This is a genomic window from Sphingomonas hengshuiensis (assembly GCF_000935025.1).
Taxonomy (GTDB): domain Bacteria; phylum Pseudomonadota; class Alphaproteobacteria; order Sphingomonadales; family Sphingomonadaceae; genus Sphingomonas; species Sphingomonas hengshuiensis.
The window spans coordinates 2,967,141-2,987,907 of sequence record NZ_CP010836.1; the positions used below are offsets into that span (position 1 = coordinate 2,967,141).

The window sequence follows — 20,767 nt, forward strand, 5'->3', positions numbered from 1 at the left end:
TTTTCTGCAGGATCGCATGGTACGACCAGTCCGGAAACTCGTGATCGTAGGCGGCGGCACCGCAGGCTGGCTAACTGCCGCAATCATCGCGGCGCGGCACAAGAGCCGCATTCCGCATAGTTTCACCGTAACTTTGGTCGAATCGCCCAATGTGCCGATCATCGGCGTCGGCGAAGGCACCTGGCCGACCCTGCGCTCGACGCTCAAGAAGGTCGGCATCTCCGAAACCGATTTCTTCCGCGAATGCGACGCCTCGTTCAAACAGGGCGCGCGCTTCGCCCGCTGGACGACCGGCGCGGTCGACGACAGCTATTACCACCCGCTCGTGCTCCCCCAGGCATTCGGGCAGGTCAATCTGGCCCCGCACTGGCTTCGCGATGCGCAGGGCGAAAGCTTTTGCGATGCGGTCTGTCCGCAGGGCAAATTGTGCGACGACGGGCTGGCGCCCAAGGCGATCACCACCCCGGAATATGAAGGCGCGGCGAACTACGCCTATCATCTCGACGCGGGCAAGTTCGCGCCGTTCCTTCAGCGCCACTGCACCGAGAAGCTCGGCGTGCGCCACGTCCTGGCCGATGTGCGCGAAGTGAAGCTCGCCGAGGATGGCGATATCGCCGCGATCGCCACCGAACAGGCCGGCGACATCGAGGGCGATTTGTTCGTCGATTGCACCGGGTTCAAGTCGCTGCTGCTCGGCGAGACGCTGGGCGTGCCCTTTGTCGGGTGCCGCGACATCCTGTTCTGCGACACCGCGCTGGCGGTGCAGGTGCCCTATGACAGCGAAACCAGTCCGATCGCGTCGCAGACCATCTCCACCGCGCAGAGCGCGGGGTGGATCTGGGACATCGGGCTGCCGACGCGGCGCGGCACGGGCCATGTCTATTCGAGCGACCACATTTCCGATGATGCGGCGGAGGCCGAGTTGCGCGCCTATCTCGGCCCCGCGGCGGATGGCTTGCCGGTGCGCAGGATCGCAATCCGCCCCGGCCACCGCGCGCAATTCTGGAAGCGCAATTGCGTCGCCGTCGGCCTCGCCGCCGGGTTCCTCGAGCCGCTGGAGGCCTCGGCGATCGTACTGATCGAGCTGTCGGCCAAGCTGATCGCCGAGCAGATGCCGGCGTGCCGCGAAGTGATGGACGTGATCGCATCGCGCTTCAACGCGACCACGCTGTATCGCTGGGGCCGGATCATCGACTTCCTCAAGCTCCATTACGTGCTGACCCAGCGCACCGATACCGACTTCTGGCGCGACAATGTCCGGCCCGAGACGGTCCCCGAGCGGCTCCAGGAGCTGCTGCTGCTGTGGCGCTACCAGTCGCCCGGCTTCCATGACGAATTCGACCGGATCGAGGAGGTATTTCCCGCCGCCAGCTACCAATATGTGCTGTACGGCATGGGCTATCGCACCGAAATCGAGCCGCTGGCGATTCAGGACGAGGCGCGTGCTGCCGAGCGCGCGATCCGCGAGAACAAGGCGAACACCGAAAGGCTGCGCAGCGCCCTACCGCGCAACCGCGACCTGATCCGCAAGATCATCGACCACGGCCTCCAGCCGATCTGACTGCGCTGCCTGCGTCGGGGTGACGGCGCGGGGGCTATCATATGAGGGGTATTGACCATGACTATCCGATCGTCGCGCCGCACCGGCACGCGCCTCCTGCTGCTGGCCGGGATCGCGCTTGCGCCCCTCCCCGCCCTCGCCCAGTCGAGTCCCGCCAGTGTCTCTCCCGAACGCGCCCGCGCCGACCGGATAGCAGCGGACCTCGTCGCCAAGCTGACGATCGACGAGAAGCTGGAACAGCTCCTCAACACCGCGCCCGCGATCGATCGGCTCGGTATCCCCGCCTATAATTGGTGGACCGAATCGCTCCACGGCGCGCTGGGATCGCTGCCCACCACCAACTTTCCCGAACCGATCGGCCTCGCCGCGACCTTCGATACACCGCTGGTCCAGGACGTGGCCAGCGCGATCAGCGCGGAGGTGCGCGGCCTCCACGCGCTGTCGCGCCAGACCGGGCGGATGGGCCGGATCGGCACCGGGCTCGACACCTGGTCCCCCAACATCAACATCTTCCGCGATCCGCGCTGGGGCCGGGGCCAGGAAACCTATGGCGAAGACCCGCATCTGACCGCATCGATGGGCGTCGCCTTTGTCCAGGGCATGCAGGGGCCGAACCCCGACCTTCCCGACGTGGTCGCCACGCCCAAGCATTTCGCAGTGCATAGCGGCCCCGAATCGACGCGCCACAGCGCGAATGTCTATGTCTCGCGCCACGATCTGGAGGACACCTACCTCCCCGCCTTCCGCGCCGCGATCGTCGACGCGCGCGCGGGATCGGTGATGTGCGCCTATAACCGGATCGACGGCCAGCCCGCCTGCGCCAGCGACCTGTTGCTCAAGGAGCATCTGCGCGGCGCATGGGGCTTTACCGGCTATGTCGTGTCCGATTGCGACGCCGTGAAGGATATCCACGACAACCACAAATACGCCCCCGATGCCGCAACCGCCGTCGCCGCCGCGCTGCGCGCCGGGGTCGATAACGAATGCAATGGCGCGACGCTGGGCGATACCGCCGGGCTGGCGGGGCGCTATCGCGAGGCGCTGACGCGTGGCTTCATCACCGAGCGCGAAGTCGACGACACGCTCGTCCGCCTCTTCTCGGCCCGCTACCGCAACGGCGACCTGCCCGGCGTGCGCAAGGCGGAGGGGACGGTCGCCGCGATCGGCACCCCCGCCAACGGCGCGCTGGCGCTGGCGGCTGCCGAAAAGAGCCTGGTGCTGCTCAAGAATGACGGCATCCTGCCGCTCCGCCCCGGGCTGCGCATCGCGGTGATCGGCCCGCTCGGGGACGCGACGCGCGTGCTGCGCGGCAATTACTCGTCCGCGCTGTCTGCCCCGCCAATCTCGGTGCTCGACGGCCTGCGCCGCGCCATGCCCTCGGCGCGAGTCAGCCATGTCGCGTTCGGCGAATCCTTCACCGACGGCGACCGCGTGCCCACCTCGGCGCTGCGCGGCCCCGACGGGCGGCCCGGCCTGCTCGCGCGCTACTACAATCCGGTCGAGACGCCCCCGCGCCGCTTCGAACCCGGCGCGGCAAGCGCCTATATCGCCAAGATGCGCTATTCCGACACGCCCGCCGTCACCCGGCAGGAAGCCGATGTCGCGGCGCGCAGCCTCGATCTGGCGCAGGTGTCCGACCATCACCGCGTCGTGTTCGCCGGGTTCCTCGTCCCGCCGGAGACCGGCACCTATCGCCTCGGCATCACCGGCTTCAACGGCGCGATGAAACTGGAGGGCAAGCCCTTTGCCGATCTCAGCAAGTCCGGCTGGGGCAGCCTGCCCACGCTCAAGACGATCCGCCTGCAAAAGGGGCATCGCTACCCGATCGAGATCACCTCGGAATCGCACGGCCTCTCCGGAATCGACCTGGTGTGGAAGCGCGTATCGACTACGCCCGACGCCGATCTGAAGGCCGCCGCCGCACAGGCGGACGTGCTGGTCGCGGTGGTCGGCCTCACCTCGGACTTGGAGGCCGAGGAATCCCCCGTCGAGATCCCCGGCTTCAAGGGCGGCGACAAGACCACGCTCGACTTGCCGCCCGACCAGATCGCGATGCTCGAACGCGCCCGCGCCACGGGCAAGCCGATCGTCCTCGTGGCGATGAACGGCAGCCCGCTCAACCTGTCCTGGGCAAAGGACAATGCGGCGGCGATCGTCGAAGCCTGGTATCCCGGCCAATCGGGCGGGCTCGCGATCGCCAATGTCCTGTCGGGCAAGGCCAATCCTGCCGGGCGGCTGCCGCTGACCTTCTATAAGAGCATCGACGACCTGCCACCCTTTGGCGATTATGCGATGGAGGGCCGCACCTATCGCTATTTCAAGGGCACCCCGGTCTACCCGTTCGGCTATGGGCTCAGCTACACCCAGTTCGGCTATGCCCCGCTCAAGATCGAGACCAAGGGCAATGCCGCACGCGGCATTCGCGTGACGACGCAAGTGCGCAACACCGGCGCCCGCGCCGGGGACGAAGTCGCCCAGCTCTATCTGAACTTCCCCGCGGTCCCCGGCGCGCCCGGCGTCGCACTGCGCGGGTTCCAGCGCGTGACGCTGAAGCCCGGCGAGGTGCGCACGCTAAGCTTCGACCTATCCCCGCGCGACCTGAGCGCCGTGACCGTCGAGGGCGTGCGGCAAGTGCTGGCGGGCGAGTACCGGGTGAGCGTCGGGTCGGGCCAGCCCGGCACCGGTGTCGCCAGTGAATCGGGCAGTTTCAGCGTCAAGGAAGCGGTGGCGCTGCCGAAGTAGTATCTGCTCCCTGCGCAGGCAGGGGCTCAGAGCCAAGGGCGGCACCGCCTGCGACCCTGGGCTCCTGCCTGCGCAGGAGAACAGGTGTCGCGAATGCGAGAACTACCCCCGCAACTCCGGCCCGCGCAGCACCACCGTCCGCCCCGGCGCCAGCGCCACCTCGACGCTGCGCCCACCCAGCCGAACCGTCCGTCTCCCCGCAATATCCCCGGTCAGCGTCGCCCGGGCCAGCGCCCCGTCGCGCCACTCCAGGTCAACCCGGCACCGCCCCCGCGCACGCAGCCCGCGAATCGACCCGCTCGTCCATGCACGCGGCAACGCAGGCAGCAGCATTATCGTATCGCCCCGGCTCTGCATCAGCATCTCGGCGATCGCCGCCGCGCCGCCGAAATTACCGTCGATCTGGAAGGGCGGGTGCGAATCGAACATGTTCGGATAGGTGCGCCCCGGCCCCAGCAGGAAGCGCAGGATGCTGTGGGCGTGCTCGCCATCGCCCAGCCGGGCCCATAAATTCGCACGCCACGCCGTCGCCCAGCCCGTCGATTCGTCGCCGCGAATCTCCAGTGAACGCCGCGCCGCCGCCGCCAGCGCGGGCGTCTCGTCGAGGCTGATCTGGTGGCTGGGGTACAGGCCGTACAGATGCGAGACATGGCGGTGCTGCGTCTCGGGCGCGGCGGCATCCCAATCGGCCTGCCATTCCTGCAATTGCCCCTGCGCGCCGATCCTGTCGGGGGCCAGCCGGGCGCGCATCGCCCGCATCTCGGCCACCAGCGGCGCGTCGGTCTTCAATATCTCCGCCGCCTGTGCGGTCTGGTCGAACAGGTCGCGCAGGATCTGCATGTCCATCGCCGGGCCGGCACAGATCGACGCCCCCATCGGATGCGCATTTTCGGGCGACAGCGACGGGTTGGTCACCATCATACCGGTCCCCGGATCGCGCTGAAGCGTATCGACAAAGAACAGCGCCGCCCCGCGCAGCAGCGGATAGATCGAACGCAGATACGCCAGGTCGCGGCCATAATCATAGCGGTCCCACAGATGCGTGCACAGCCACGCACCGCCCAGCGGCCACAGCCCCCATTGCGCGCCGTCGATCGGCGCGGTCGCGCGCCACAGATCGGTGTTGTGATGCGCCACCCATCCGCGCGCGCCATACATGTCGCGCGCGGTTTGGGCGCCGGTCTCGGCCAGCCCGCGCACCATGTCGATCAACGGCGCCGCGCATTCGGCCAGCGCCGTCGGCTCGGCGGGCCAATAGTTCATCTCGGTGTTGATGTTGATCGTGTATTTGGACTCCCAGGGGGGCGTCACGCTGTCGTTCCAGATGCCCTGGAGGTTCGCCGGTTGCGTTCCCGCGCGCGACGAGCAGATCAGCAGATAGCGGCCATAGCGGAAATAGAGCGCGGCCAGCGCGGGATCGTCAGTCGTCTCGCTGGTGCGGATGCGCTCGTCGGTCGGGCGGTCGGCGGCTGGCGTGGTGCCCAGGTCGATCGCGACACGGTGGTACAGCGCCTGATGCGCCTTCGCGGTATCGGCGGCGATGCGCGTGAAGGGCACGGCGCTGGCGCGCTCGATCTGCGCGCGCGTGATCGCGGCGGGGTCGCCGCCAACGTCCTTTGCGCCGCGATAGCTCGTCGCCATCGCGACCAGGATCGTGATCGAATCGGCACCGCGCACTGCGATGCGCCCGTCGCGCGCCTCGATCGTCCCGCCCTTCGGCAGCACCCGCGCCCGCGCCTCGATCCGCAGCGCGCCCGCAATACCCTTGGCGTCGAGATTCTGCCCGGACAGTAGGAGCAGGTCGCCCTCCGCCCGCACCGACGCACGCTGCGGGGTTTGCAGCGCGACATCCAGGTCGATCGAACCCCGCTGGTCACCCTCGACATGCACCGCGATCACCTGAAGATCGGGCGACGCGACCACGATGCGCCGAATTTTGCCCTTCGCCGTGACGAAGGTCGTCGTCGCGACCGCGCTGTCGAGGTCGAGTTCGCGCTCAAACCCCTGCACGCCCGCCGCGTCGACGCCCGGCATGTCGAGCAGCAGGTCGCCAAAGGTCTGGTACGGCATCTGCTGGAGCGGCTTGGCCATCAGCTTCGCATTGGCCAGCGCCTGCGCCTCGGCGAACTTGCCCGCGAAGATCAGCCGCCGCACCTCGGGCAGCGCGGCCTGCGCATCGGGGTTGACGGGGTTATAGGGGCCGCCGCCGTAGAGGGTGTCCTCGTTGAGCTGCAACCGTTCCTGCGCGGTGCCGCCGAACACCATCGCGCCGATGCGTCCGTTGCCGACCGGCAGCGCCTCGACCCATTTCGCCGCGGGCTGGCGATACCAGAGCCGGTCGCGCGGCGGCGGCGGGGTCTCCCCGTGCGCCGCGCCGGGCAGCGCCAGCCCGGCGACGACCGCCGCCGATCCCTCGATCACCGCACGCCGGGTAACGCCTGTTTCGTCGGTCATCAGCGTTCCCCTTTAGCGTGCGGCGATTATCGGAAGCGTCAGCCTGCCGTGGGCGCGGTCTCGGGCACCGCGTTGGTCGGCTTGGCGCCCCACAGCGCGTAGAACAGGATGTACAGTTCGCACACCGCAGTCAGCAGGAACGAGGTCTGGAGCCCGAACTCGTCGGCGAGCCAGCCCTGGACGATCACCAGCGCACCGCCGGCAATCGCCATGATCAACAGCCCCGAACCCTCTTCGGTAAGCGGGCCGAGGCCGCGAATGCCGAGCGTGAAGATCGTCGGGAACATGATCGAGTGGAACAGCCCGACCGAAATCAGCGCCCACATCGCCAGCGGCCCATCGGTCACCACGGTGACCAGCATCACGACGAACGCGCCGATCGAGCATGCCGCCAGCACCGTCTCGGCGCTGATCCGCTGCATCACCAGTGCGCCGACGAAGCGCCCAACCATCATCCCGCCCCACAGGAAGGTCAGGTAATTGCCCGCCTGCTCATGCGTCAGGTTGGCGATGTTGGGCTGGCTGACGAAATTGACGAACAGGTTCGCGACGCCGATCTCGGCGATCAGGTAGATGAAGATCGCGGGGATGCCGAACACCAGGTTGCGGTGCTTCCACAGCGAATGGTTGCGGCGGTCCTCGCGGGCGACGCGGCTGGTCGCCTGCCCCATTGCGGGAAGCGGGAAGCGCGCGATGATCACGGCGAGCACGACGAGCACACCCGCGACGATCAGGTAAGGAAGCTGCACCGACTGCGCATCGGCAAGGCGCTCTGCGGCGGTCATCGTCGCGCCGCCATCGGTGCTCGTCCCCGAAACCGACCGGCCGAGGATCAGATAGGCGCCAAAGGCGGGGGCGAGCATCGTGCCGAGCGAGTTGAACGCCTGGACAAGGTTGAGTCGCGAGGACGAGGTTTCGGGCGGGCCGACCACCGCGACATAGGGGTTGGCCGCGACCTGGAGCAGCGTGATCCCGCTAGCGATCACGAACAGCATCGCCAGCGTGACGCCATAGGACGGGATGCGCGCCGCCAGGATCATGCCCAGCGCACCCACCGCCATGATCGACAGCCCAACCACCAGCGACTTCTGGTACCCGATTCGCTCGATCAGCTTGGCCGAGGGAATCGACGCGAAGAAATAGGCGATGAACCAGACGCTCTCGATCAGCGTCGTCTGCGTGTAATTAAGGTCGAACACGCTGCGAAGATGGGGCAGCAACGTGTTGTTGATGACGGTGATGAACCCCCACATGAAGAACAAGGTGGCGAGCAACGTCAGCGCAGCGCCATAGCTGCGTCCTCCCCCTCCGGAAGTCGCGTTTGTAGTGCCGGCAGACTGTGGGGCCATTGCCATTCGACGTCATCCTCATTGTGCCCCGGCGGGTTACGCCGCGGGGGTTGCTCTTCGCTTTCTAGTCGGAGTATTGAAGCTCCAGCGAGGCGTCAACCATCGACGCCGCCGCACAGCATAATGGGTTGAGGGGAAGCCGTCATGAGGAATTGGGTCATCGCTGCAGCCGCGATCGCATCGACGCTGCCGGCTGTCGCACAGGCGGGCGAAGCGCGGCGCGCGGCGTTCGGCGCGCTGGCCGACGGGCGCGCGGTCGAAGCGGTGACGCTCTCCAACGGGCACGGCGTGCGCGCGACGGTAATCAGCTATGGCGCGATCCTCCAGTCGCTGATCGTCCCCGACCGCGCGGGCAAGGCCGAGGAAGTGACGCTGGGCTATGCCGACATGGCGGGCTATCTGAAGGCGCCCAATTATTTCGGCGCCACCGTCGGTCGCTACGCCAACCGGATCAAGGGCGGCAGCTTCCAGATCGACGGCACCGCCTACACGCTCGCAAAGAATAACGGCCCCAACGCGCTCCACGGCGGCCCCCAGGGCTTCGACAAGCGGCTCTGGACGATCACCAGCGTGAACGACGGCCCGACCGCGAGCGTCGTGCTCAGCTATACCAGCGCCGATGGCGAGGAAGGCTATCCCGGCGCGCTGACCGTCACCGCGACCTATTCGCTCAACGAGAAGGACGAGCTGAGCGTCGAGTATAAGGCGACGACGACCAAGGCGACGATCGTCAACATCACCAACCACAGCTTCTTCAACCTGGGCGGCGAAGCGTCGCAGCGCGGCATCTATGGCCATGTCCTGACGATTCCCGCCGAGGCGACGACGCCGGTCGACCGCACGCTGATTCCCACCGGCGAACTGCGCCCGGTGGCGGGCACGCCGTTCGATTTCCGCAAGCCCATGGTCGTCGGCGCGCGCATCCGCGATGGCCGCGATCCGCAGATCGTGTTCGGTCAGGGCTATGATGAGAATTTCGTGATCGCCCGCGACGTCTCGGCGCAGCCGCGCCCCCACGCCCGAGTCGAGGACCCGGTGACCGGTCGCGTGATGGAAATCCTGTCCAACCAGCCCGGCGTCCAGCTCTACACCGGCAATTTCCTCGACGGCACCGCGATCGGCCGGTCGGGCCTCGCCTATCGCCAAGGCGACGGGATCGCGCTCGAGCCGCAGCTTTTCCCGGACACGCCGAACCAGCCCGCGTTCGGCTCCGCCCGGCTCAACCCGGGCCAGACCTATCGCAACATCATCGTATACCGCTTCTCGACTGCCCCGGCGTCGAACTGACACCAACCGACAAGGCCCCTTGATGACCGACACCCCCCCGCTTCCCCGCGCGCTGCGCAGCCGCGCCTGGTTCGACAATCCGGCGAACATCGACATGACAGCGCTGTATCTCGAGCGCTATCTGAACTTCGGGCTTAGCCTGGAGGAGCTGCGTTCGGGCAAGCCGATCATCGGCATCGCGCAAACGGGGTCGGACCTCAGCCCGTGCAACCGCCACCATCTGGTGCTGGCCGAGCGCGTGCGCGAGGGGATTCGCGAGGCGGGGGGCATCGCGCTCGAATTCCCGGTCCACCCGATCCAGGAAACCGGCAAGCGCCCGACCGCAGGGCTCGATCGCAACCTCGCCTATCTGGGTCTGGTCGAGGCGATCTATGGCTATCCGCTCGACGGCGTCGTGCTGACGACCGGATGCGACAAGACCACGCCCGCGTTGCTGATGGCGGCGGCGACGGTCAATATCCCGGCGATCGCACTGTCGGTGGGCCCGATGCTCAACGGCTGGCACAAGGGCGAGCGCACCGGGTCGGGGACGATCGTGTGGAAGGCGCGCCAGATGATGGCCGCGGGCGAGATCGACGCCGACGGCTTCATCAAGCTCGTCGCCTCGTCGGCGCCGTCGACCGGCTATTGCAACACGATGGGCACCGCGACGACGATGAACAGCCTGGCCGAGGCGCTGGGGATGATGCTGCCCGGATCGGCGGCGATCCCCGCGCCGTATCGCGATCGCCAGGAAGTCGCCTATCGCACGGGCCTCCGCATCGTCGAGATGGTCGCCGAGGACCTCAAACCCTCCGACATCCTAACGCGCGAGGCGTTCCTGAACGCCATCGTCGTCAATTCGGCGATCGGCGGATCGACCAACGCGCCGATCCATCTGGCCGCCATCGCGCGCCATATCGGCGCCGAGCTGGACCTCACCGACTGGCAGACGCACGGCCATGACGTGCCGCTGCTCGTCAACCTCCAACCTGCGGGCGAATATCTGGGCGAGGATTATTACCGCGCCGGCGGCGTCCCCGCCGTGGTGAACCAGCTCATGCGCCAGGGGCTGATCCACGAAGACGCGATGACCGTCAACGGGCGTACGATGGGCGACAATTGTCGCGACGCGACGATCGAGGACGACAAGGTGATCCGCGCGTTCGAGAACCCGCTGGTCGAACGCGCCGGCTTCATCGTGCTCAAGGGCAATTTGTTCGACGCCGCGATCATGAAGACCAGCGTGATCGGTCCCGAATTCCGCGACCGCTATCTCTCCAACCCCGACGATCCCGACGCCTTTGAAGGCCCCGCCGTCGTGTTCGACGGGCCGGAGGATTACCACCACCGCATCGACGATCCATCGCTCGGCATCACCGACCAGACTTTGTTGTTTATGCGCGGCGCCGGCCCGATTGGCTATCCGGGCGCGGCAGAGGTCGTGAACATGCGGCCCCCCGCCTATCTGATCCGCGAAGGTATCCACGCCCTGCCCTGCATCGGCGACGGGCGCCAGTCGGGCACGTCGGGCTCGCCCTCGATCCTCAACGCCTCTCCCGAGGCGGCGGCGAATGGCGGGCTGGCACTGCTGCGCACCGGCGATCGCGTGCGGATCGATCTGGCGCGCGGCACCGCCGACGTGCTGATCTCCGACGAGGAACTGGCGGCGCGGCGACAGGCTCTGCTCGACGCGGGCGGCTATGCCTATCCGGCGTCACAGACGCCGTGGCAGGAAATCCAGCGCGCGCTGGTCGGCCAGATGAACACCGGCGCGATCCTCGAAGGGTCCGAGCGTTTCCAGCGCATCGCCCAGTCGATGGGGCTGCCGCGCGACAATCACTGATCCGGTGCGGCCCGCGCTCGGGCCAAACCATTGGATATGTGTCGCTAAAGAAAAGCTGCTGTAAGGACCGGGTGTCGCGCCCCCATATCGGGCGCGACCAAGGGCGGACCCACCGCCCCGGGAGCGCTGCATGACGACGAACCCCTCCCGCGCCACGCCCGCAATCGGCGCGGGACTGACCTTCGCGATGGCCGCAGCCGCCGGGATCGCGGTTGCGAATATCTACTATAATCAACCGATGCTCGCGCTGATGGAGCGCGACATGCCGGGGCCGCTGACTCCGCTCATCCCCACCGTGACGCAACTCGGCTATGCTGCGGGGCTGTTCCTGCTGGTGCCGCTGGGCGACCTGATCGAGCGCAAGCGGCTGATCCTGATCCAGTTCGCGCTGCTGGCGCTGGCGCTGGCCGCATCGGCGCTTGCGCCGGGGGTCGGACTCCTGCTCGTCGCGTCCTTGCTGCTCGGCATGGCATCGACCGTCGCGCAGCAGATCGTGCCCTTCGCCGCCCATCTCGCCAGTCCGGAGCGCCGCGGCGCGACGGTGGGGACGGTGATGGCGGGCGTGCTGGGCGGCATCCTGCTCAGCCGCACGCTGGCGGGGTTCGTCGCGACTCATGCCGGATGGCGGGCGATGTTCTGGGTCGCAGTGCCGCTGGCGCTCGCGGCGGGCTGCTGGATGGCAGCCCGCCTCCCGCGCAGCCACCCCGATTCAGAGCTGCGCTACGGCGCGCTGATGCGCTCGCTCGGCAGCCTGTGGAGCGAATTCGGCGCGCTCCGCCTCGCCGCGATCACCCAGGCGCTGCTGTTCGCCGCATTTACCGCCTTCTGGACGATCCTCGCCTTCCGGTTGCAGGACCGTTTCGGGTTGGGTGCGGACATTGCCGGGCTGTTCGGCATCGCGGGCGCCGTCGGCATCCTTGCCGCGCCGATCGCCGGCCGCTTTGCCGATCGCCGCGGACCGCATGGGGTGATTGTGTTGGGCGCCGCGCTGACCCTCGCCGCATGGGCGATGTTCGGGCTGTGGACCTCGATCGCCGGGCTGATCGCCGGGGTGATCCTGCTCGACTTCGCGGTGCAGAGCGCGATCGTCTCCAACCAGCACATCGTCTTCGCGCTGCGCCCGGAAGCGCGGGCGCGGCTCAACACGATCTTCATGGGTGCGATGTTCCTCGGCGGCGCCGGCGGCTCGGCGGCGGCTACCCAGGCATGGGGCGTGGCGGGTTGGAACGGCGTGGTGGCGCTGGGCGCGGGGCTGGGCGCGGCCGCCACCGCGCTCCAGCTTATCGGTGCCGCGCGGCGCCGCTGAGCCGGGGCAGGCCAACCGCCAGCGCTATATTTCGTACCTTGGCGCATCGTGAACCCATCGGCTCCAGTCTCCGGTGACAAGCCGGGCGCGGGCGCGCCCAGCTTCGTTGGAGCGGATGTAAACGACTGACTTTGAAAGACGTCTTCCTGTTGCTCTTGGGCATTTTTACGGGCTTGGGTTGGCAATGACCGTCACGCCGAAATCGGACGCTCGTGAAGCCCCGCAGTAGGTTGACTGTACTTCCCGCGATGCCTTTGCCTTACCTTCGGTGCCGATCGGGCGTCACGCGAACCTTCGTCGCCAGACTCTGCCGGCGGCGCCCCGCTGGCGGCCTCTCCGGCGTGCTGCTCCGATTAATTTCTCGCCGGCTGTCAGATTCCGCGCGGTTGCGCGTCGTCTTATCGAAACCTGACGAAATGCGCCGACGACCCGGGGGGAACCAGTGCGATTTTCGAGCAACTATCCACGATCGACGCCGCGTCTGGTGCGTCGATCGATCTTCTCCGCGCTTGCCGCGATCGCGACGTTGCTTGGCGGCGCGGCGGAAGCACGGCCCACGCCCGACAATAGCCGCCGCCTGGAGCTGGAGCGGCGCCTGGCCGGTCCCGATGGCGCGGTGATGGTCGTGGCCCATCGCGGCTGCTGGCAGAGGACGTCCGAAAACAGCATCGACGCGATCCGCGCCTGCATTGCGGGCGGCATCGACATGGTCGAGCTGGATGTTCGCCTCACCCGCGACAATGTGCTGGTGCTGATGCACGATGCCACGGTCGATCGGATGACCGATGGCAAGGGCAAGGTGTCCGATCTCGATTGGGCCCAGTTGCGCCGGCTCCGCCTGCGCGAAGGCAAGGGCGGCAGCACGGCGCTCACCGATCGCCGCATCCCGACCTTCGAGGAAGCATTGCGCGCGGCGAAGGATCGCATCCTCATCAACCTCGATCCCAAGGCGCGCCTGTCGCCTGCGATGCTCGCCATGGTCGACAAGGCCGGTCGCCGCAGCCAGCTGCTGTTCAAGGCCGACGCGCCGGCGGACCTGCTGCTGCGGGAAGGCCCCTGGCTGGGCGGCGTGCGCTTCCAGCCGATCCTCCGCCAGCCGCAGATCCAGGCCGACCCGGCGGCGGCCATCGCCGCTTACGATCCGCTGCACCCGGTCAGCTATGAAATCGACGTCAAGGACCGTGCCTTTACGCCGCTGGTGGCGCCCGCGATCCATGCGCGGTGCGCCCGATATTGGGTGAACAGCCTGGCCGGTCGCGCCTATGGCGACAAGGCCGCGCTCGCCGATCCCGACAGCGTCTGGGGTCAGCTCGTCGCGCTCGGCGTCGATGCGATCCAGACCGACGAGCCGGTCGCGCTCAAGGCCTATCTGCAACGAACCCGCGCCGCCACGCACCGCTGCGAGTCCCGGCGAACGCCGTAGCGCCCCGGCGCCCGCCCGCGCCTTCCCGATCGCTTCAAACCCTCATTTCCACCGACAGGACAGCTATGCCCATGAAACATGCCCCCGCGCTCCGTTATGCCATCGCCAGCTCGGCACTGATCGCCGCGATGCTCGCGGCGCCCGCGCAAGCGCAGGACAGCGCGGTCGATTCCGCCAAGGCGCAGGACCAGGCCGAGCCCCGCACCGATGAGGGCGAGGAAACCGCCATCGTCGTGACCGGCTATCGCTCGTCCAACGCCGCCGCGATCGACGCCAAGCGCCGCGCCGTCGGCGTCACCGACTCGATCGCGCAGGACCAGGCAGGGCTGCTGCCCGACCTGACGATCGCGCAGGTTGCCCAGCGGATCCCCGGCCTCGCTTTGGTGCCCGACTTTGCCACCGCCGATGACCGCTCGCCCGACCTGGCCGAAAGCGTCATGATCCGCGGCATCGGCTCCAGCTACAATCTGGTCACCATCGACGGCCTGCCGCTCGCCACGACCGCCCGCGATACGCGCGGCGCCCGCATCGAGCTGCTGCCGCCGTCGTTCGTCAGCCGGATCGATGCGGTGAAGACGATCACCGCCGATCTCGACCCGCATGCGCTCAGCGGCCAGCTCAACCTGATCACCGCCAGCGCGCTCACCACCGGCAAGACCAGCCTGATGGCGCGCGCGTCGATCGGCGACAATTCGACCGGCGGCGAGATGGACGGCAAGAAGGGCAAGAACCTGCGCGCCGACGCCACGTTCAGCAGCGCCTTTGGCCAGAACCATGATTTCGGCGTGGTCGTGTCGGGCTCCTATGCCCGCTACAATTCGACCAATTACGATCAGAAGCCGGGCGCCGTCGACACCAGCTATATCCTGTACGACAAGACCACGGGGAAGCCGCTCGCGAACTATAATAACCTGAGCAACACCAACGGCTTTTCGGCGGCGGCGCGCAACCAGATCTTCGCCTATTACGACACGGTAACCCGCGCGTCCGGCGTGACGAAGCTGGAATACAGCCCCAGCGCGGCGACCTATGCGTCGATCTACACCGGCTATTTCTTCCAGAAGGAAGACGAGATCCGCAACGAGTATCTCGCCACCGCCGACACCAGCGTAGCACCGACCAACCAGACCGCGACGTCGGGCACCTGGGCCAAGGGGCGCACGGCGCTTGGCTATTCGCATCAGCCGCAGAAGCGCGAGACGTTCGTCGTCTCGGGCATTCTCGACCAGGATCTGAGCGACAGCATCGTGATGCACCTGCGCGCATCGCATTCGCGCGCCCGGCTCAACACCATCCGCGATCGTTCCAAGTTCAACATGAGCAGCAACCTCGCCGCCGGTCGCTTCTCCTATGACCTGAGCGATGGCCGCCCGGTGCTGTCGTTCCCCGATCCCGCCTTCGGCAACGATCCCGCCAACTATGTCCAGAGCTATATCCAGCACATCACCCAGCGCGCGACGCAGGACCTGAGCTTCGTGAGCGCCAACCTGGCCTATAATTTCGGCCCCGAGGATCGCGGTCTCGGCTTCAACCTCGGTGGCAGCTTCCAGAGCACCGACCAGACCTATGACGAGGGCCAGCAGAGCGGAAAGCTGCCCAACGTCAATGGCGTCGCCGTCAACATGGCTAGCTTCGTCAGCAAGACCCGGCTGCACACCACCGACCCGAAGGTCGATTATCTGCTGATCGACGATAGCGCCTATCGCGCAGCCTGGGCCGCCGCCGGCTACCCGAGCACCGACGACAACAGCAGCAACAACATCCAGTCCGATTACCAGCTAAACGAGAAGGTCGCCGCCGCCTTCGCCGAAGCCAATTACCGGACGGACAGCTTCAACGTGCGCGCCGGTTTGCGCTACGACTCCACCGTCAACAACATCGATCTGTTCGCGCTGGATGCAAATCGGCCCGCCACGCCCAACAAGGGCGCGCAATACGTGCCGACCGCGCGCAAGGCGGACTATGCCTATCTGCTGCCCTCGGTCATCGCCAGCTACGATGTCGGGCACGGCGTGATCGTGCGCGCCGGATACAGCAAGACGATCGGCCGCCCGAACTTCTCTTATTATGCCATCGGTGAATCGATCGGCCTGCCCGACGACAGCGAAGACGCCACGATCAGCATCACCCGCGGCAATCCTGACCTGAAGCCGCGCACCTCGAACAATTTCGACGTGTCGTTCGAATGGTATCCAACGCGCGGCAGCATGGTTTCAATCGCCTTGTTCTACAAGGATATCAAGAACCTGATCTTCACGCAGAACATCACCGAAGCCGGCTACCAATATGACGGCCAGACCTACACGGCGCGGATCACCACGCCGATGAACTCGCAGTCCGCGTCGCTCAAGGGTATCGAGGCCTCCGCCCGCCAGGATCTGGGCGACTGGACCAACGGCGTGCTGAGCAACTTCGTGCTCTCCGCGAACGGCACCTATATCACCGGCAAGCAGGACGTGCTGCGCGCCGACAAGACGTTGCGCAAGGTCGATGGCCTGGAGGGACAGCCCGAATTCCTGGCCAACGCCACGGTTTCGTATGAGACGCCTGTCTTCGGCGCCTCGGTCGCCTATGGCTATGTCGGCGACTATCTGAAGTCGATCAACGAGAATGCCGAGATCTTCGACATCCACAGCAAGGATCGCGGCGAGTTCTCGGCGCAGGCGCGGGTGAAGCTGCTTGAGAATGTGACCTTCATCGTCGAGGGGCAGAACCTCACCAAGACGAACATCGAATATTATCGCAAGATGCCGACCGGCAAGCTGCTCGCCGAACGCGCGCAGAAGGGCCGCGTGCTGTGGCTCGGAGTCAACGCCCGGTTCTGACCTCGCGCATCCTGGGGGAGCGGCGCCGCGCCCTCCCCCATGCCTTTTTCCAGCGGATAGGAAGAGACACGCCATGATCCTCAAATTGGTCCGGGCAGCCGGCGCGCTGGCACTCGCCTGTTCGGCCGTCCCGGCATCGGCCACCCCCGTTTGCGCTCCCACCCCGCGCATCGCCGCGCTGCAACGGGCCTGGGCCGACCCGCGCGGCCCGGTCCTGATCGCCTCGCATCGCGGCGGCCACCTCAAGGCGCCGGAGAATTCGCTGGCCGCTGTCGACGAAGCGGTGGCCGCAGGGGCCGATGTCGTCGAAGTGGACGTGCAGGTCAGCGCCGACGGCGTGCCCTTCCTCCTGCATGACCGTACGCTCGAGCGGACCACCAACGGCACCGGTCGCGCCGCCGAAAAGAGCTATGCCGAACTGCGCGCGCTGCGGCTGAAGGGGGGCGACACGCCGCCGCCGACCCTGCTCGAACTGCTGAGGCACAGCTGCGGGCGCGTGTTGGTCGATCTCGACATGAAGACCGACCAGTTTGCCCCGGTGGTCGCACTCGTCCAGGGCCTGGGCATGGTCGATCAGGTGATGCTGTTCGATGCCGACAGCAACCTGCTGCGTGCGGCACGGGCGATCGAACCGAAGCTGCAGGTGATGACCCGCCTCACGGCAAAGACCACGCTCGACGACATCAACCAGGGCCTTGCACCGGTGCGGATCGTGCATGGCGATCCGGAATCGCTCAATCCTGCGGCACGCGATGCGATCCGGCAGATGCCGGCGCGAATCTGGGAAAATGCGCTGGGAGAAGTCGATGCGCTGATGGCAGCGGGATCGCCCAAGGCTTGCCCGGCGCTCAAGGCGATGCAGGCGCTGGGTGTCAACGCGATCCAGACCGACCGGCCTGCGCTGCTGCGCGTATATCTGCGCAAATGCGGTTGAACCCCGCTACTGCCCAAAGCCCCAGTTGAGGCTCAGGCGCACCACACCCGGCACCGAATAGCTGTCCTTCAGCCATTGCGTGCCGGGTCCGGTGATGCTGGTCAAACGGGCACGCGTGACATTGGCGAGATCGAGGATCGCACTGAAGTTCCCGCCGAAATGATAGCGCCCCTGGATGTCGAACTGGGTGCGTGGCGCCCAATAGACATCCTGCCAGGCGGTATCGGGCGCGATGCTGCGTAGCGCCTTGCCCGTCCGGTTCATCGCGGCGCGCACTTCGAAGCCGCCCCGATTGTAGAAGATCGCAAGGTTGCGGATTTCACCCGGCTGGCCAACGAGCCGGTCGAGCTTGCGGGTGGCGCCGCTCGTCATCGGCACCGTGACCGCGCCGTTGAGCAGCGTCCAGTTCGCGCTGAATCCAATGTCCTTCAGCAGTGGCGAGATCGCGCCCAGCGATCCCACCATCGCGCTCAGTTCGAGACCCGTGATATGCGCAGCGGTCGCGTTGGTGGGCCGGGTTACCGATGCGTTGCGATAATAGACGCCGTCATGGGCATATCCGCGCGTGGTCGCATCGAATATCTCGTCCTGGATCGCCTTGTGGAACAGTGCGCCAGAGAGCATCCCGTCGAGGCCGCGCGGAAGCGTCCATTCCATGCTGAGATCGAAATTGTCGGACAGGCGGGGGCGGATGTCAGGATTGCCGAGGCTGACCTTCACGCCCGGAGCATCGGGATCGCCCACCTCGCTGCCGGCGGCGAAGTTCACCACGGATCGCGGCGCATAGGCCTCATAGCTGGGCCGCCCGATCGTGCGGCTATATCCCGCGCGCGTTTTCAGCGCCTGCAGCGGCCGGAAATTGATCAGTATCGAGGGCAGCAATTGCGCATAATGCGAGCCCGTCGCGATGGTCGACCAGGTGTCGTCCACCGAGAGATAGCCAAGGGTCGAGGTTGCAGTGCGCTCAAGCCGAAACCCGCCCAGCAGTTCGATCGGACCGCGCAGAAACCGGGCCATCGTGTAGCTGCTCAACACGGCTTCGACATGGTCGAAATCGTCCTGATGGTCGTTCTCAACGCCGTCGGTGATCGAGATGCTCGCCTGGTTCGCATCGAACATCTGCCATGCGCGCACCGGATCGATGACGATCAGCCGCAAGCGGTTCTGGTTGAACGGCAACCGCGCGTCGCTGACATAGCCCACGCCATCCAGCGTGAGATCGCGGTTGAGCGTTCCAAACGCCAGGCTCTGATAGGCATAGGCATAGGTGCTGCGCGTCCAGGCGACGCCCGCGGCCAGCCCCAACCCCTCGTCGCCGTCGGCCATATTGTGCCGCCAGTCGCCGCGCACGCCCGCGATCGCCGCTGTCGCCTGGCGTGCGCGCCGCCGCCAATAGTCCGCCGTATAGAGCGACAGGTCCTGATAGGCCTGCACAGGCACGTTGAAGCTGAACTGCAGCGGCGCGCTGTCATAGCCAAAGCCGAGCGCCGGTGTTCCGACGACATCGCCGATCCGATCCTGCCCCGCCGTGAACTTCACCATCTTGTAGCGCTCGCGCATCGTCGCCCGCGACAGGCCGACGCGCAGCGCGAGTTCATCGCGCGCGCTCGCCTGCCAGTTCGCATCGAGCTGGAGCACGCGCGTCTCGCTATGCGTCACGCCGGCGCGATACCCGACCTGAACCGAGGCGGTATCGAAACGGCCCGAAACGGGCGTCTGGTCCACCACGTGCGCCAGGTCCGGATCGATCGCGATCTCATTGCGCGTATAGCCGTCGCGGAAGCGATAGTCCGCCACCATCGCCGACAGGCGCAGCGTGTCGAGATCGGCTTCCGCACGGATCGTGCCGCCGAGATGGCGGCGATCGCTGCCATTGTACCAATATTTGTCCTGCCGCGGCACCGCGATGCCATTGCCGAGCGTGCCGTCGCGCACGGGGCGGCCCGCATCGTCGTAGAAGACGAGGAACGCGCTGTCGCTGGTGGCGTGGACGTTGCTGTTATTCTGGAGCCGCTGATAGTTTGCGGAAACCACAAGGCCAAACTGCCCGTCCGATCCGAAGGTGCGGCTGGCCGTGGCGGTGGCATGGACGCCGAGCCGGCCCTGGGCCTGAACCCTGCCGCGTTCGCTGGGGGAAGCCAGCCCGGCCTCGATCGACAGGAACGCGCGACCGCCATTGTCAAAGGCACTGCGCGTCTGGAGATCGATCGCCGCGCCGATTGCGTTGGGATCGAATTCGGGCGTGAAGGTCTTCACCACGAGCAGGCGGCTGACAAGCGAGGTCGGCAGCAGGTCCAGCCGCACGCCGCGCTCCGCGCTGTTCGAGCCGGCATCGGGAATGCCGGTCGAGGCGACCGGCAGGCCATTGATCGTGACGTTGTTATAGGCCTGGGTCAGCCCGCGGACGACCGGCGCGATCGGGACGTCGCGCGGGTGCTCGTTATCGGCGATCGGCACCACGGAAACGCCGGGGATGCGGCGCATCGCATCGACGACGGTGCTGTCGGGCAGGCGGCGCACCTCATCGCTGGATATCGCATCGACGACGTTGCGGGCGCGCCGCTTGATCGCGATCGCCCTGCGGTCGGCGATCCGCTGGCCGACTACGACCAGCGTGTCGGATGCGACGGCTTCCGCGGGCGCCGCGTGAACCTTCGCACCCGGTCGATCCGGGCGGTCACGCGCGCGCGACGGGGCTTTCATGACAGCGCCCAGCCTGAAGATCAGGATCGTCTCGTCGCGCCGCCGAAAGCCGAGGCCGGTGCCCTGCAGAAGCACTTCCAGCGCCCGGGTGGGCGACAGGCGCCCATGAACGCCGCGGGTGCGCAGTCCGCGAAGGACCGCCGGATCGGCGAGCACCTGCACGCCGCTCGCTTGCGAAAACTGCGTCAAGGCAGGCGCGAGCGGTCCGGCCGGGATCGCAAAGGTCGCGCGGCGCAGCGTGGACTCATCCGCACTGGCGGGAACTGCGGCCAGGATCGCTACTGCCGCCTCAAGGCAGCAGAAGGCCTTTGTCCGCATCATCCCCCTAGAACCCGCCGCCGGCCCGTTGCCTGAAGAT

At 66.9% G+C, this 20,767-nt stretch carries 11 protein-coding genes; 8 read left to right on the forward strand and 3 right to left on the reverse strand.

Annotation, left to right across the window (positions count from 1 at the left end; translation table 11 throughout):
• The first annotated feature begins 16 nt into the window (after positions 1-16).
• Both TS85_RS13100 and TS85_RS13105 read left to right on the forward strand, forming a co-directional pair.
• Positions 17-1,561 (forward strand): tryptophan halogenase family protein, encoded by a 1,545-nt coding sequence (locus tag TS85_RS13100; RefSeq protein ID WP_044332731.1) that lies wholly within the window; start codon positions 17-19, stop codon positions 1,559-1,561.
• A 57-nt stretch (positions 1,562-1,618) separates the two neighbouring features.
• Positions 1,619-4,303, forward strand: a complete 2,685-nt coding sequence (locus TS85_RS13105; RefSeq protein ID WP_044332732.1) for a glycoside hydrolase family 3 C-terminal domain-containing protein — start codon at positions 1,619-1,621, stop codon at positions 4,301-4,303.
• Between the two features lie 102 nt (positions 4,304-4,405).
• Here TS85_RS13105 and TS85_RS13110 read toward each other — a convergent pair whose 3' ends face one another.
• Entirely contained in the window at positions 4,406-6,757 is a 2,352-nt protein-coding gene (locus TS85_RS13110; RefSeq protein ID WP_052507907.1) for a glycoside hydrolase family 95 protein, read from the reverse strand.
• Between the two features lie 38 nt (positions 6,758-6,795).
• Positions 6,796-8,112: a sugar MFS transporter gene (locus tag TS85_RS13115; protein WP_077228599.1), complete on the reverse strand. Its 1,317-nt coding sequence runs from the start codon at positions 8,110-8,112 to the stop codon at positions 6,796-6,798.
• A 138-nt stretch (positions 8,113-8,250) separates the two neighbouring features.
• Here TS85_RS13115 and TS85_RS13120 point away from each other — a divergent pair, with 138 nt between their 5' ends.
• The 6 genes from TS85_RS13120 to TS85_RS24165 all read left to right on the forward strand — a co-directional run bounded on the left by TS85_RS13120 (position 8,251) and on the right by TS85_RS24165 (position 17,706).
• Positions 8,251-9,393 (forward strand): aldose epimerase family protein, encoded by a 1,143-nt coding sequence (locus TS85_RS13120; RefSeq protein WP_044332736.1) that lies wholly within the window; start codon positions 8,251-8,253, stop codon positions 9,391-9,393.
• Between the two features lie 22 nt (positions 9,394-9,415).
• A complete protein-coding gene (locus TS85_RS13125; RefSeq protein ID WP_044332737.1) occupies positions 9,416-11,218 on the forward strand; it encodes an IlvD/Edd family dehydratase in 1,803 nt (600 codons plus the stop codon).
• A gap of 130 nt (positions 11,219-11,348) precedes the next feature.
• The gene (locus tag TS85_RS13130; RefSeq protein WP_044332738.1) at positions 11,349-12,524 is read left to right on the forward strand and encodes an MFS transporter; all 1,176 of its coding nucleotides are present in this window, start codon (positions 11,349-11,351) and stop codon (positions 12,522-12,524) included.
• A gap of 484 nt (positions 12,525-13,008) precedes the next feature.
• Positions 13,009-13,947 (forward strand): glycerophosphodiester phosphodiesterase family protein, encoded by a 939-nt coding sequence (locus tag TS85_RS13135; protein ID WP_052507908.1) that lies wholly within the window; start codon positions 13,009-13,011, stop codon positions 13,945-13,947.
• 71 nt (positions 13,948-14,018) lie between these two features.
• Entirely contained in the window at positions 14,019-16,772 is a 2,754-nt protein-coding gene (locus TS85_RS13140; RefSeq protein ID WP_044332740.1) for a TonB-dependent receptor, read from the forward strand.
• A 73-nt stretch (positions 16,773-16,845) separates the two neighbouring features.
• The gene (locus TS85_RS24165; RefSeq protein WP_052507909.1) at positions 16,846-17,706 is read left to right on the forward strand and encodes a glycerophosphodiester phosphodiesterase family protein; all 861 of its coding nucleotides are present in this window, start codon (positions 16,846-16,848) and stop codon (positions 17,704-17,706) included.
• A gap of 6 nt (positions 17,707-17,712) precedes the next feature.
• Here the strand turns inward: TS85_RS24165 and TS85_RS13150 are convergent, their stop codons facing one another.
• Positions 17,713-20,730 (reverse strand): TonB-dependent receptor, encoded by a 3,018-nt coding sequence (locus TS85_RS13150; RefSeq protein WP_052507910.1) that lies wholly within the window; start codon positions 20,728-20,730, stop codon positions 17,713-17,715.
• Positions 20,731-20,767 lie beyond the last annotated feature (37 nt).

Excerpts from the sequence above, each read along its gene's own strand:
- TS85_RS13100 (WP_044332731.1), top strand. The coding sequence starts at position 17 with ATGGTACGACCAGTCCGGAAACTCGTGATCGTAGGCGGCGGCACCGCA.
- TS85_RS13105 (WP_044332732.1), top strand. The coding sequence starts at position 1,619 with ATGACTATCCGATCGTCGCGCCGCACCGGCACGCGCCTCCTGCTGCTG.
- TS85_RS13110 (WP_052507907.1), bottom strand. The coding sequence starts at position 6,757 with ATGACCGACGAAACAGGCGTTACCCGGCGTGCGGTGATCGAGGGATCG.
- TS85_RS13115 (WP_077228599.1), bottom strand. The coding sequence starts at position 8,112 with ATGGCAATGGCCCCACAGTCTGCCGGCACTACAAACGCGACTTCCGGA.
- TS85_RS13120 (WP_044332736.1), top strand. The coding sequence starts at position 8,251 with ATGAGGAATTGGGTCATCGCTGCAGCCGCGATCGCATCGACGCTGCCG.
- TS85_RS13125 (WP_044332737.1), top strand. The coding sequence starts at position 9,416 with ATGACCGACACCCCCCCGCTTCCCCGCGCGCTGCGCAGCCGCGCCTGG.
- TS85_RS13130 (WP_044332738.1), top strand. The coding sequence starts at position 11,349 with ATGACGACGAACCCCTCCCGCGCCACGCCCGCAATCGGCGCGGGACTG.
- TS85_RS13140 (WP_044332740.1), top strand. The coding sequence starts at position 14,019 with ATGAAACATGCCCCCGCGCTCCGTTATGCCATCGCCAGCTCGGCACTG.
- TS85_RS24165 (WP_052507909.1), top strand. The coding sequence starts at position 16,846 with ATGATCCTCAAATTGGTCCGGGCAGCCGGCGCGCTGGCACTCGCCTGT.
- TS85_RS13150 (WP_052507910.1), bottom strand. The coding sequence starts at position 20,730 with ATGATGCGGACAAAGGCCTTCTGCTGCCTTGAGGCGGCAGTAGCGATC.